Raw genomic sequence first — 12,900 nt, forward strand, 5'->3', positions numbered from 1 at the left:
AATATGAACCGGCGAATCGCCATCAGGAACATGGCCCTAATTTTAGGCAGCGCGGCAATTTTGCCGTCGTGCCTAACGGATAAGGGTAAACCTGTAGTACAGCTAAAAAAGCTTAAGGTAGATGCCGACCAGGAAACACTGGTTAATAACCTTACCGAAACCATCCTGCCAAAAACAGATACCCCCGGCGCTGCCGAACTGGGCATCAACCTGTTTGTTTTTAAAATGATAGATGATTGTTACGATAAAGAGCACCAGGCAGATTTTATAAAAGGCCTGGGCGATTTTGCCGATGCCGCTAAAAAGCAGTTGGGTAAATCGTTTAACGATAGCACTGTTGCAGAGCGTACAACTTTTGTAAATACAGTTGATAAAAACGCCAAAGACGCTAATTATAAAGACACCACAAAGCGGATAGCGTTTTACAAAATGGTGAAAGAACAAACTGTGTTTGGCTACACCACGTCTAAATATTTTATGACGAAGCAAATAGTTTATGAATTAGTCCCGGGGAGATATAATGCATACTTCCCTGTTAAAAAGCTTGTAGCAGTATAATGGCAAATTTAAATATAGATAGTGTTAAAGACCGTACGTTTGATGCCATAGTTATAGGATCAGGTATGAGTGGTGGCTGGGCTGCAAAGGAATTTACCGATAAAGGCCTTAAAACGCTTGTATTGGAGCGTGGCCGAGATGTAAAACATTTAAAAGATTACCCTACAACCAACCTGTATCCATGGGAATTTCCGCACCACGGCGTAATGCCCGATGATGTGCAGAAAGCAAACCCCATTGTAAACCGTTGCTATGCCTTTGGCGAAGATGCGGCGCACTTTTTTGTAAAAGATGCAGAGCACCCTTACGTGCAGGAAAAACCCTTCGATTGGATCCGCGGCTATCAAACAGGTGGTAAATCATTATTATGGGCACGTCAAACCCAGCGTTGGAGCGAGTTTGATTTTGAAGGCCCCGCGCGTGATGGTTTCGCGGTTGACTGGCCTATCCGGTACAACGATATTGCACCGTGGTACAGCTATGTAGAAAAGTTTGCCGGTATTTCTGGTAACCGCGATGGTTTGGCAGAACTGCCCGATGGCGAATTTTTACCTGCCTTCCCGCTTAACGCGGTAGAAACCTATTTTAGCAACCACGTTAAAAAAACATATCAGAACAGGCACGTGATAAGCGCACGTTGTGCACACTTATCAAAACCCAACCAGATCCATTTAGACCAGGGCAGGGGGCAATGCCAGGAGCGCACGCTTTGCCAGCGCGGCTGCCCGTTTGGCGGCTATTTTAGCGCCAACTCATCTACCATACCCTGGGCATTACGCTCGGGCCATTGCACGTTGAGGCCGCATTCGGTTGTGGAATCCATCATTTACGATGAGAAAAAAGGCAAAGCGACAGGCGTTCGCGTTATCGATGCCAACACCAAAGAAGCTATAGAATATTATGCCAACGTTATTTTTGTAAACGCTGCGGCTTTAAACAGTAACCTCGTGTTGCTTAATTCTACATCAAGCCGTTTCCCTAATGGTTTGGGTAACGATAGCGGTACATTGGGCAAATACGTTGCGTTCCATAATTACTCGGCACATATAAATGCCGAATACGATGGGGCTAAGGAATGGACAACAGATGGCCGTAACCCGGCCGGTGGCGGTTACATTCCGCGTTTCAGGAATGTTTACAAACAGGAAACCGACTTTTTACGCGGCTATGCCTGTGGTTTTAGCGCTTACCGCTATGAGCAAAACAGCAGCAACGGCATAGGGCAGGACCTGAAGAACAACCTCGTTAAAAAAGGCCTGAGCGGCTGGCATGTAGGATCGCACATGATGGGCGAAACCATCCCTAAAGAAACCAATTTCGTTGCCTTAGACAAATCGCTTAAAGATCCGTTTGGCATCCCTCAGTTAAGGATCTCTGTTGATTATGATGATAACGACGAGAAGATGAAGAAGGATTATATTGAGCAGATGACAGAGATGTTTACCTCTGCAGGATTCAAAAATATCCAGGCATCAACAGACCATAGGGCACCAGGGCTGGACATCCATGAAATGGGCGGCGTGCGGATGGGTAAAGACCCCAAAACATCTATGTTGGATAAATGGCACCGCCTGCACGCCTGTAAAAACGTTTACGTTACAGATGGCGCAAGTATGACATCTACCAGCTGCCAAAACCCATCGCTTACCTATATGGCCTTTACCGCCCGCGCGGTAGACCATTATATAGGCGAACTGAAGAAGGGAAACGTGTAACCTAACTCCCTCTCCAAAGGAGAGGGTTGGGGTGAGGCGCTACATTGTGTATAAAAAACACAATGAAAAAAGTTTGGAAAATAATTATTATTCATACATTAGACGGAACAACCAATTACTATAACATTTTATTAAACGCTATACTTTTATGTCTACAAACACTTATGACGCTATCGTCATTGGTTCAGGAATTTCTGGTGGCTGGGCCGCTAAAGAACTGACCGAGAAGGGCTTAAAAACCCTTATGTTGGAGCGCGGTAAAAATATCGAGCACATTAAAGATTATGTGAACGCTAACAAAGGCCCGTGGGAATTTGAACACAGGGGCGGCCGTACACAGAAAATGATCGAGGATTATCCCGTTTTAAAGCGCGATTATCCCTTAAATGAAGTCAATCTGGATTACTGGACCAATGAAAAAGAAAGTCCGTATACAGAAATTAAGCGTTTCGATTGGTTCCGTGGGTACCACGTAGGTGGCCGTTCATTGATGTGGGGCCGTCAATCATACCGCTGGCACGATACCGATTTTGAAGCTAATGCGAAAGACGGCATCGGTACCGACTGGCCTATCCGTTATAAGGATCTGCACGACTGGTATGGTTATGCAGAGCGCTTTGCAGGTATCTCAGGAAATAAGGATGGCGTACCTATCCTACCGGATGGCGATTTTATGCCGCCAATGGAAATGAATATCGTAGAAAAAGATGTTCAGAAACGTTATAAAGAATTTTATAAAGATACACGTCACTTTGTAATTGGCCGTACAGCCAACATCACTGTGCCGCATAACAACCGTACAAATTGCCAGTACCGTAACAAGTGTTGGTTAGGCTGTCCGTTTGGCGCATATTTCAGCACGCAATCGGCAACATTGCCTGCGGCTGTGGCAACAGGTAACTTAACCCTTCGCCCATGGTCTATCGTAACTAAGATCATTTACGATAAAAACACCAAAAAAGCCAAAGGAGTAGAAGTACTTGATGCCGAAACAAACAAAACGTATGAATTCTTCGCTAAGATAGTTTTCGTTAATGCATCGGCACTAAACAGCGCCTGGGTGTTAATGAATTCAGCTACCGATGTATGGGAAGGCGGCTTAGGCAGCAGTAGCGGCCAGCTTGGTCATAATGTGATGGACCACCACTTAGGTGTTGGTGCGGGTGGCCGTGTAGAAGGTTTTGAAGACAAGTACACCTTTGGCCGCAGGGCTAATGGTATATACATACCGCGTTACCGTAATTTAAATGGCGAAAAACGCGATTACATTCGTGGGTTTGGTTACCAGGGTGGCGGTAGCCGCAGCGGTTGGAGCCGTGATATTGCCGAACTAAACATCGGTGGTGATTTCAAAGACGCTTTAACAGAACCCGGATCATGGAGCTTTGGTATGGGCGGTTTCGGCGAAACACTTCCTTACCATGAGAATAAAATAACACTCGACAAAACCAAGAAAGATAAATGGGGATTGCCGATACTGGCATTTGATGTAGAGTGTAAAGATAACGAGCGTAAGATGCGTATCGATATGATGAACGATGCAAAAGAAATGCTGGAAAACGCTGGTGTTAAGGATGTACAAACATATACATCAGACCCGGTATTAGGCCGTGGAATCCACGAAATGGGCACAGCACGCATGGGCCGCGATCCAAAATCATCTGTACTTAACGGCAACAACCAGGTTTGGGAGGCCAAAAATGTATTTGTAACAGATGGCGCGGCAATGGCATCATCAGCTTGCCAAAACCCATCGCTTACCTACATGGCGCTTACAGCACGTGCAGCTAACTTCGCGGTACAGGAACTTAAAAAAGGTAATATTTAACAGTATTGAAATTCGACTAACAATGACTGAAAAGAAAGAAACCACAACGAACGAAAGTTCGACCCCCTCGAGGAGGGATTTCCTTAAAACGGGTGCATTAGCAGCCGCGGGCTTTATGATAGTACCACGCTTTGTATTAGGCGGTACCGGTTATACAGCACCAAGCGATATGCTAAATGTTGCAGGTATAGGTGCCGGCGGTAAAGGCGAAAGTGATATCGCGAACTTTGCAAAAAGCGGTAAGGCTAACATTGCTTTCCTGTGTGACGTTGACGACCGTAGCGCAGCCAAATCAAGGGCCTCGTTTCCTAAAGCGAAGTACTATAAAGACTGGCGCGAGATGTATGATAAAGAGCACAAGCATTTTGATGCCGTATCCGTATCAACTCCCGATCATAATCATGCTATTATAGCTTACAATGCTATGGCGCAGGGCAAACACGTTTACGTGCAAAAGCCCTTGACGCATGATATTTGGGAAGCTCGTTTATTAACGGATGCTGCCAAAAAATTTAAAGTAGTTACACAAATGGGTAACCAGGGCGCATCAAATGATGGTACCCGTTTAATGGCCGAATGGTATGACGCAGGCCTTATTGGCGATGTAGATACTATTTACTGCTGGACAAACCGCCCGGTATGGCCGCAAGGCATCAAATGGCCCGATCCAAGCACCAATATCCCTAAAGAACTTGACTGGAACCTTTGGTTAGGTACAGCGCCTAAAAAGGATTACGTTGAAAAACTTGTTCCTTTCAACTGGCGTGGGTGGTGGGATTATGGAACCGGCGCCCTTGGTGATATGGGTTGCCACCTTGTTGAAGCACCTTTCCGTGTGTTGGGCCTTCAGTACGTTAAAGATGTACAGGCAAGTGTAGGTGGCGTTTATGTTGATTCGTTCAGAAAAGGAAGTTTCCCTGAAAGCTGCCCTCCGTCAAGCCACATCACATTAACATTCCCTAAAACCGCTAAAACAAAAGGCGATGTAACCCTGCACTGGATGGACGGTGGTATCCAACCCGAAAGACCTGAAGAGCTTGGGCCTAACGAAAAATGGGGTGGCGAAGAAGGTAACGGTACGTTATTCATTGGTTCTAAAGGTAAAATGTATGCCAGTACTTACTCTGATGCGGCCACTTTGTTGCCGAAAGAGCGTACGGCAAGTGCAAATGCGCCGCAAAAATACAAACGTGTACCGGGTGGCGCTAACGGCCACTATGCGCAATGGGTAGAGGCTTGTTTGGCAGGTTATGGTAAAATGGAAGTAAGTTCTCCGTTTGAAGTTGCCGGCCCGCTTACCGAAGCATTACTGATGGCTAACTTAGCTGTACGCGGTCACGACCTTAAAGGTGGTGCATTCAAATATACCTGGGATAACAACGCCATGAAGGTTACCAACTTTGATGATGTTAACCAGTTTGTTAAACGCCAATACCCGGCGGGTTTTGAGCTAAAAGCATAATCATTAAATCAAAATTCAATAATTAAAAAAATGAATAGAAGAGACGCAATAGGCAGAGTAGGTTTGATACTTGGAGGAACGGTTATAGGTGCCGAGTTCTTTATATCAGGCTGTAAATCTGGCAGCAAGGTTAATACCGATGACCTTTTTGCAAAAGAAACCACCGCATTTTTAAATGAGGTTGGTGAAACTATTTTACCTGAAACCAAAACCCCAGGTGCTAAAGCAGCAAACGTTGGTGGTTTTATGGCTGTAATGGTAAGGGATTGCTACACAGAGGCTGATCAGAAGATCTTCAAAAAAGGTTTATCTCAGTTGGATGAAGCAACCGACAAGAAGTTCAAAAAGACTTTTATGGAAGTTGATGCGAAGCAACGCGCCGAGGTATTAACTGCCCTTGATAAAGAAGCAAAAGAATACTCAAAAACTAAAAAACCTGAGGACGCTAACCACTACTTCACTATGATAAAACAATTAACCCTGCTGGGTTTCTTTACATCAGAAGTTGGTGCTACCAAAGCGTTACGTTACGTGGCGGTCCCGGGTAAATATGTAGGCGATTACCCTTACAAAAAAGGCGACAGAGCCTGGGCGCTTTCATAGCAAGTTATAAAATAAGCCTTTTCGCTCCTGCGGAAGGGCTTTTATTTTCATTCTAAATTTTATACTTTTAAAACCGCTCTGCCGCATATGGCAAGGCAGGCTTTTAAAAGTTTATTTACATAATATGAGTAACAGAAAATTGCGCATGGGCATGATTGGCGGCGGCAAGGATGCCTTTATTGGCGCTATCCACCGTATTGCAGCCAACATGGACGGCCAAATTGAATTGGTATGCGGTGCCCTAAGCATGCATGCCGATGTAGCACAAGAAAGCGGTAACATGCTTTTTTTAGCGCCCGACAGAATTTATAATACTTACGATGATATGTTTAAAGCAGAAGCGCAAAAGCCGGCTGATGAACGTATGGACTTTGTAACCATTGTTACACCAAACTTTGCCCACTTTGCCCCGGCAATGCAGGCTTTAGAGAATGGCTTTAACGTGGTGGTAGAAAAACCCGTAACCTTTACTTTAGAAGAAGCCCAACAGCTAAAAGCTAAGGTTGAAGAAACCGGGCTGATGCTGTTGCTTACCCACACCTATGCGGGTTACCCAATGGTAAAAGAAGCAAAGCAACTTGTAAAAAGCGGCAAGCTTGGTAAAGTAAGAAAGATCTATGTTGAATATATCCAGGGTTGGTTAAGCCGCTTATCTGAACGTGAGGGAAACGCTGGCGCTGCTTGGCGTACAGACCCCAAAAAATCGGGTAAAAGCGGCTGCATGGGCGATATTGGCACACACGCCGCGCACCTTGCCGAATATATTTCTGGTTTAAAGATAACGGAGCTTAACGCTTCATTAAATATTGTGGTTGACGGCCGTATGCTGGATGATGACGGTGCCGTGCTTTTACGTTTTGAAGAAAACGCGACAGGTACACTAATTGCATCGCAGGTTGCAGCAGGCGAGGAGAACGCCCTTAAGATCCGTGTTTACGGGGAGGAGGGAAGTTTAGAGTGGGCACAAATGGAGCCTAACACACTAACCGTAAAATGGATAGACAGACCTGCCGAGACCTTAAGGGCAGGCAGCAATTATGCCGATAGGTTATCTACATACGCTACATCAAACTGCCGCACACCGGGCGGACACCCGGAAGGTTACCTGGAAGCTTTCGGTAACTTATATCGTAACTTCGCACTGGCGCTTAGTGCCAAAATTGAAGGCCGCGAACCGCAGCCAGAATGGCTTGATTTCCCTTCTATCGATGATGGCATCCGCGGTATGGCTTTTATAAATAACGTTGTTGCCTCAAACGCAAGCAACGAAAAATGGACAAAATATACTATCTAACAAATGACTACCATAAAAGGACCGGCCATATTTTTAGCCCAGTTTATTGGTGACGAAGCGCCATTTAACGATTTGAAGTCGATTTGCCAATGGGCAGCGGGCTTGGGTTACAAAGGCGTACAGCTTCCAACTAATGATCTGCGTTTTATCGACCTGCAAAAAGCAGCCGATAGCAAAACCTACGCCGACGAAATAAAAGGTATTGTGAACGAGGCCGGTTTAGAAATTACTGAGCTATCCACACACCTGCAAGGACAACTGGTAGCAGTTAACCCTGCTTACGACAGCCTCTTCGACGCTTTTGCACCGGCACAGGTTAAAGGCAACCCTGCCGAAAGGCAGAAATGGGCGGTATCGCAGTTATATGCAGCCGCCAAAGCATCAAAAAATCTGGGTTTAGACGCACATGTTACTTTTAGCGGTGCGCTTATCTGGGGTATGGTTTACCCATGGCCGCAGCGCCCTGCCGGTTTGGTTGATGCAGCATTTGATGAGCTTGCCAAACGCTGGGAGCCTATCCTGAACGTATTTGACGAGAACGGCATTGACCTTTGCTACGAGATCCACCCGGGCGAAGACCTGCACGACGGCGTTAGCTACGAAAGATTTTTAAGTAAAGTTAACAACCATAAGCGCGCTAACTTGTTATATGATCCGTCGCACTTTGTATTACAGGCTATGGATTACCTGGAATACATTGATATTTACCACGAACGCATAAAAATGTTCCACGTAAAAGATGCCGAGTTTAACCCTACGGGCAGGCAAGGTGTTTACGGTGGTTATTCGGATTGGATAGACCGCGCGGGTCGTTTCCGCTCGTTAGGCGATGGGCAGGTGGATTTTAAAGGCATCTTTAGCAAATTAGCCCAGTATGATTACAAAGGCTGGGCAGTGCTGGAATGGGAATGTGCATTAAAGAACTCGGAAGATGGTGCACGCGAAGGCGCCCAGTTCATCAAAGACCATATCATCAGGGTAACAGATCGTGCCTTTGATGACTTTGCAGCGTCAGGCAGCGACGACGCTTTTAACAGATCGCTAATTGGATTATAAATAACACATATACAAACGCTCTAAAATAATAACGCTCATGAAAAAGATATTCGTAATATTAGCTATAAGCCTTGCAATGGCAGCATGTGGTGGCGCTGACAAATCAACTCCAACAGGTGGCAGCGAAGCAGACAGCGCACAATCTGCAGATCAAAATGCGGTTGCTCATAATTCAGATGCAGCACAGGATACAGCAGTGAATAACATTGGTACAACAAAAGGTGCAGGTACCCCGGATAATAAAGGCGAAGCCCTGATGGCAAATAGCGACTGTAACACTTGCCACAATGCGCAAAGCAAAGTTATTGGCCCCGCGCTGGTTGATATCGCAAAAAAATACAAAGATAGTGACGTTGATATGCTTGCCGAAAAGGTAATAAAAGGTGGTAGCGGTAACTGGGGAACCGTTGGTATGACAGGCCACCCCGATTTGCCTTTAGCAGATGCAAAAGAAATGGTTAAGTACATCTTAACCGTAAAATAAGTAAACCAACTTAACCAATTAATTAAACCAATACCAATTATGACCGTAACAACACGCGTTAAGTTATCTACCATGATGTTCCTGGAGTTTTTTATCTGGGGTGCATGGTTTGTAACTTTAGGCCCCTTTTTAGGGAGTACACTACATGCCACCGGTGCGCAAACCGGGGCCGTTTTTTCAACTCAATCATGGGGGGCTATCATCGCACCGTTTATAATTGGATTAATTGCCGATAGGTATTTTAACGCCGAACGTATCTTGGGTGTGTTACATATTATTGGGGCGGTTTTAATGTACCAGATGTATAAAGCGGCAGATATCGCTGTGTTTTATCCCTATGTGTTAGGCTACATGGTTATTTATATGCCAACACTGGCACTTGTAAATTCAGTTTCGTTTAACCAGATGGGCGATCCTGAAAAGGAATTTTCATCTATTCGTATCTTCGGTACAATGGGTTGGATCATTGCTGGATTAGCCATCAGTTATCTGTTCCATTGGGATTCACCAGATGGTATCAGCGCCGGTTTACTGCAAAAAACATTTTTAATGACGGGTATTGCTTCGCTGATATTGGGCTTGTTTAGCTTTACATTGCCTGCAACACCGCCAAAGGCGGCTACAGGTAAAGTAACGATATCAACCTTGCTTGGTTTAGACGCTCTAAAACTTTTAAAGGATAAAAACTTTGCGGTATTTTTTATCGCATCTATATTGATCTGTATCCCACTTGCTTTTTACTACCAGAATGCAAGCGCGTTCTTAACGGATATTAAAGTTGATAATCCAACCGGTAAAATGACCATCGGCCAAATCTCTGAGGTCTTATTCCTGCTTTGTTTGCCTATTTTCTTTAAGAAATTCGGCTTCAAGTGGACTATCCTGGTAGGTATGCTGGCATGGGCTGTACGTTACGTGTTGTTCGCTTACGGTAACGCCGGCGAATTAAGTTTTATGCTGATCATTGGTATCGCGCTTCACGGCGTATGTTACGATTTCTTCTTCGTATCAGGGCAAATCTATACCGATTCAAAAGCAGGCCCGCAGTACAAAAGCGCTGCACAGGGTATGATAACGCTGGCAACTTACGGTATCGGTATGCTTATCGGTTTTTATATTGCGGGTTTAATATCCGATAGCTACAATTCACCAGCCGGCCACGATTGGAAAATGATCTGGTTGATACCTGCAGGTATTGCAGCTGTAGTATTCCTGTTATTCATCACTTTCTTTAAAGATGAAAAAACAATAGCGGCAGTAGATTCAGCCAAAGGGCGTTTAGAAGTATAACCATGGCTAATACAAACAGAAGGTCGGCTATAAAGAGTTTGCTCGCTGGATCTGCGGCAATAGGCGCATCAGGTATGCTGTCATCTTTTAAGTCGGAACAAAAAGAAGCCATGGCTGATAAATTAAAAGGGAATATTAACCACGCGGTTTGCCGCTGGTGCTACGGCGATATATCTGTAGAGCAGCTTTGCGCTGCCGCGAAAGACATCGGTATAAAAGGCATCGACCTGGTTGGCCCTGAGGATTGGCCTACACTTAAAAAGCACGGCCTGTTCTCGTCTATGTGTAACGGTGCCGAAATTAACCTTACGGACGGTTTTGGCGATACACAATTCCACGCGCAGTTGCACAAGCAATATACAGCCATGATCCCCAAGGTTGCGGCAGCGGGTTACAGAAACCTGATCTGCTTTAGTGGCAGCCGTCGCGGTAAAACTGACGAGGAAGGATGGAAGAACTGTGTGGAGGGTTTGAAACCAATGGTGAAACTTGCCGAGCAGCACAACGTTGTTTTGGTTATGGAACTGTTGAACAGCAAAATTGATCATAAAGATTACCAGTGCGACCATACCGCTTGGGGAGCCGAACTTTGCAAACGGTTAGGATCGGAAAACTTTAAGTTGCTTTACGATATCTACCATATGCAGATAGATGAAGGCGACGTTATCCGTAACATCCGCGAGCATCACCAGTACATTGCGCATTATCATACAGGTGGCGTGCCGGGCCGTAACGAAATTGATGAAACCCAGGAACTTTTTTACCCAGCCATTATGCGCGCGGTATTAGAGGTTGGGCATAAAGGTTTTGTTGCGCAGGAGTTTATACCGAAGCAAAAAGATAAACTGGCATCGTTACGCAAAGCGGTACATATTTGCGATGTTTAAACCATAAGGCTCTTACCGGGTCTATTAATGATACATCAACCAATTTAAAATATAATGACAAGTAGAAGAACATTTTTAGCACAGGCGGGCTTAGCGTCGGCAGGTATGGTGCTTGCACCATCTTTGTTATCTGCAAAAAGCCTAAACGGCGTTGGTATACAACTATACAGCCTGCGCGATCAGTTACCAAAAGATCCTAAAGGGGTAATTGCCAAAATTGCTAAAGCAGGATATAAAGAAGTAGAAACCTTTGGTTACTCATCTGAAAACGGCTTTTGGGGATTAAGCGCAAGAGAATTTAGCGCCGTATTAAAAGCCAACGGGTTGAAAACCCCAAGCGGCCACTACGGTATGGACGAGTTTTTTGGCACCGGAAAAATGGATATTTTTAACAGCTACATAAAAGCTGCTCACGCTACCGGCCAAACTTATATCGTGATTCCTTCTTTAAACCACGACTTTATTAAAACAGCTGCCGATTTTAACTCGATAGCAGACAAGATGAACAAAGCTGCTGCCGTTTGCAAGAAAGAAGGTTTAAAATTAGGTTACCACAACCATAATTTTGAGTGGGAAAAGGTAGAAGGCACAACTTTTTACGATACCATTCTTGCTAAAACAGACCCATCATTAGTAGCAATGGAAATGGATATTTACTGGGTAGTACGTGCCGGTCACGATCCGATATCCATCTTTAAGAAACACCCGGGCCGTTTTGCCATGGTACACGTTAAGGATATGGATAAAACCAACCCTGAACTGAACACTGAAATAGGATCTGGCAGTATTGATTTCAAAACCATATTGGCTAAAGCGAAACTTGCAGGTATTAAACACTACCTGGTAGAGCAGGAAAATTTTACCAATATAGATCCTTATGTAAGTATCGCCAAAAGCAGTGCTTATTTAAAACATAAACTGTACATATAAGCCAATCATCAAACCATAACATATTATGAAGTATAAAGTAATATTGACCGCGTTGCTAACAGGCACAGCCTATATGGCAAACGCGCAAAACAAGCCGGAAGATACCGAAAAATGGGAGCCGGTACCTAAAGTGGTAACCGCAGGTAAGCTAACAACAGATGCCCCATCAGACGCTGTTGTGTTATTTGATGGCAAAAGCGGCCTTAACGAATGGAAAGATGTTGCCAGCGGCAGCGATGCCAAATGGGATGTTAAAGGTGATGTATTAACCGTAAACAAACAATCGGGAAATATCGAAACTAAGAAATCATTTGGCAACTACCAGTTACATATCGAGTGGAAAGTGCCTGCAAGCATTGCCGGTACAGGCCAGGCACGTGGTAATAGCGGCGTTTTCTTAGCCTCGATAGGTAAAGGCGACGATGGGTACGAACTGCAGGTTTTAGATTCGTACAACAACAAAACTTACGTTAATGGTATGGCTGGTAGCATATACAAGCAATTTATACCATTGGCAAACCCAACCAAGCCACCGGGCGTTTGGAACACTTACGATGTGATCTGGACCGCTCCAACATTTGATGGCGATAAAGTTAAGACACCTGCACGTGTAACCGTTTTATTTAACGGAGTGTTGGTAGAAAATAATATCGAACTTTTAGGCCCAACCCAATACATTGGCACACCTGGTTACAGAAAAGCACACGGCCCTTCGCCTATTAAGTTACAGGCGCACGGCGACAAAAGCGAACCGCTTAGCTTCCGTAATATCTGGGTAAGGGAATTATAAGTA

General features: G+C 44.8%; 12 protein-coding genes. All 12 read left to right on the forward strand.

The genetic code is table 11. From position 1 onward, the window contains the following. The first annotated feature begins 30 nt into the window (after positions 1–30). Complete coding sequence (locus ABIB39_RS10560) at positions 31–558, forward strand: gluconate 2-dehydrogenase subunit 3 family protein (protein ID WP_354429738.1); 528 nt, start codon at positions 31–33, stop codon at positions 556–558. After that, on the forward strand, positions 558–2,273 hold the full coding sequence (locus ABIB39_RS10565) for a GMC oxidoreductase (RefSeq protein ID WP_354429740.1): 1,716 nt from the start codon (positions 558–560) through the stop codon (positions 2,271–2,273). Before ABIB39_RS10560 ends, ABIB39_RS10565 begins: the two co-directional genes overlap by 1 nt. A gap of 148 nt (positions 2,274–2,421) precedes the next feature. Next, a complete protein-coding gene (locus ABIB39_RS10570) occupies positions 2,422–4,101 on the forward strand; it encodes a GMC oxidoreductase (protein WP_354429742.1) in 1,680 nt (559 codons plus the stop codon). A gap of 22 nt (positions 4,102–4,123) precedes the next feature. After that, positions 4,124–5,563: a Gfo/Idh/MocA family protein gene (locus ABIB39_RS10575; protein ID WP_354429743.1), complete on the forward strand. Its 1,440-nt coding sequence runs from the start codon at positions 4,124–4,126 to the stop codon at positions 5,561–5,563. A gap of 30 nt (positions 5,564–5,593) precedes the next feature. Next, positions 5,594–6,166 (forward strand): gluconate 2-dehydrogenase subunit 3 family protein, encoded by a 573-nt coding sequence (locus tag ABIB39_RS10580; RefSeq protein ID WP_354429745.1) that lies wholly within the window; start codon positions 5,594–5,596, stop codon positions 6,164–6,166. A 124-nt stretch (positions 6,167–6,290) separates the two neighbouring features. Further along, a complete protein-coding gene (locus ABIB39_RS10585) occupies positions 6,291–7,460 on the forward strand; it encodes a Gfo/Idh/MocA family protein (RefSeq protein ID WP_354429746.1) in 1,170 nt (389 codons plus the stop codon). Between the two features lie 3 nt (positions 7,461–7,463). Further along, complete coding sequence (locus tag ABIB39_RS10590) at positions 7,464–8,516, forward strand: sugar phosphate isomerase/epimerase family protein (RefSeq protein WP_354429747.1); 1,053 nt, start codon at positions 7,464–7,466, stop codon at positions 8,514–8,516. A 37-nt stretch (positions 8,517–8,553) separates the two neighbouring features. Then, on the forward strand, positions 8,554–9,000 hold the full coding sequence (locus ABIB39_RS10595) for a c-type cytochrome (protein WP_354429749.1): 447 nt from the start codon (positions 8,554–8,556) through the stop codon (positions 8,998–9,000). Positions 9,001–9,039: 39 nt separating this feature from the next. Next, positions 9,040–10,290, forward strand: a complete 1,251-nt coding sequence (locus ABIB39_RS10600) for a nucleoside permease (RefSeq protein WP_354429751.1) — start codon at positions 9,040–9,042, stop codon at positions 10,288–10,290. 2 nt (positions 10,291–10,292) lie between these two features. Further along, entirely contained in the window at positions 10,293–11,177 is an 885-nt protein-coding gene (locus ABIB39_RS10605) for a hydroxypyruvate isomerase family protein (RefSeq protein ID WP_354429753.1), read from the forward strand. A 54-nt stretch (positions 11,178–11,231) separates the two neighbouring features. Continuing rightward, positions 11,232–12,107 carry a sugar phosphate isomerase/epimerase family protein gene (locus ABIB39_RS10610; protein ID WP_354429755.1) on the forward strand — a complete coding sequence of 292 codons (876 nt, stop codon included), beginning with the start codon at positions 11,232–11,234 and terminating at the stop codon, positions 12,105–12,107. 25 nt (positions 12,108–12,132) lie between these two features. After that, positions 12,133–12,897: a 3-keto-disaccharide hydrolase gene (locus ABIB39_RS10615; protein ID WP_354429757.1), complete on the forward strand. Its 765-nt coding sequence runs from the start codon at positions 12,133–12,135 to the stop codon at positions 12,895–12,897. The last annotated feature ends 3 nt before the right edge of the window (positions 12,898–12,900 follow it).

The sequence above is a fragment of the Mucilaginibacter sp. UYP27 genome, assembly GCF_040547175.1.
Lineage (GTDB): Bacteria > Bacteroidota > Bacteroidia > Sphingobacteriales > Sphingobacteriaceae > Mucilaginibacter.

Coding starts and splice junctions, on each gene's coding strand:
- ABIB39_RS10560 (WP_354429738.1), top strand. CDS start 31: ATGGCCCTAATTTTAGGCAGCGCGGCAATTTTGCCGTCGTGCCTAACG.
- ABIB39_RS10565 (WP_354429740.1), top strand. CDS start 558: ATGGCAAATTTAAATATAGATAGTGTTAAAGACCGTACGTTTGATGCC.
- ABIB39_RS10570 (WP_354429742.1), top strand. CDS start 2,422: ATGTCTACAAACACTTATGACGCTATCGTCATTGGTTCAGGAATTTCT.
- ABIB39_RS10575 (WP_354429743.1), top strand. CDS start 4,124: ATGACTGAAAAGAAAGAAACCACAACGAACGAAAGTTCGACCCCCTCG.
- ABIB39_RS10580 (WP_354429745.1), top strand. CDS start 5,594: ATGAATAGAAGAGACGCAATAGGCAGAGTAGGTTTGATACTTGGAGGA.
- ABIB39_RS10585 (WP_354429746.1), top strand. CDS start 6,291: ATGAGTAACAGAAAATTGCGCATGGGCATGATTGGCGGCGGCAAGGAT.
- ABIB39_RS10590 (WP_354429747.1), top strand. CDS start 7,464: ATGACTACCATAAAAGGACCGGCCATATTTTTAGCCCAGTTTATTGGT.
- ABIB39_RS10595 (WP_354429749.1), top strand. CDS start 8,554: ATGAAAAAGATATTCGTAATATTAGCTATAAGCCTTGCAATGGCAGCA.
- ABIB39_RS10600 (WP_354429751.1), top strand. CDS start 9,040: ATGACCGTAACAACACGCGTTAAGTTATCTACCATGATGTTCCTGGAG.
- ABIB39_RS10605 (WP_354429753.1), top strand. CDS start 10,293: ATGGCTAATACAAACAGAAGGTCGGCTATAAAGAGTTTGCTCGCTGGA.
- ABIB39_RS10610 (WP_354429755.1), top strand. CDS start 11,232: ATGACAAGTAGAAGAACATTTTTAGCACAGGCGGGCTTAGCGTCGGCA.
- ABIB39_RS10615 (WP_354429757.1), top strand. CDS start 12,133: ATGAAGTATAAAGTAATATTGACCGCGTTGCTAACAGGCACAGCCTAT.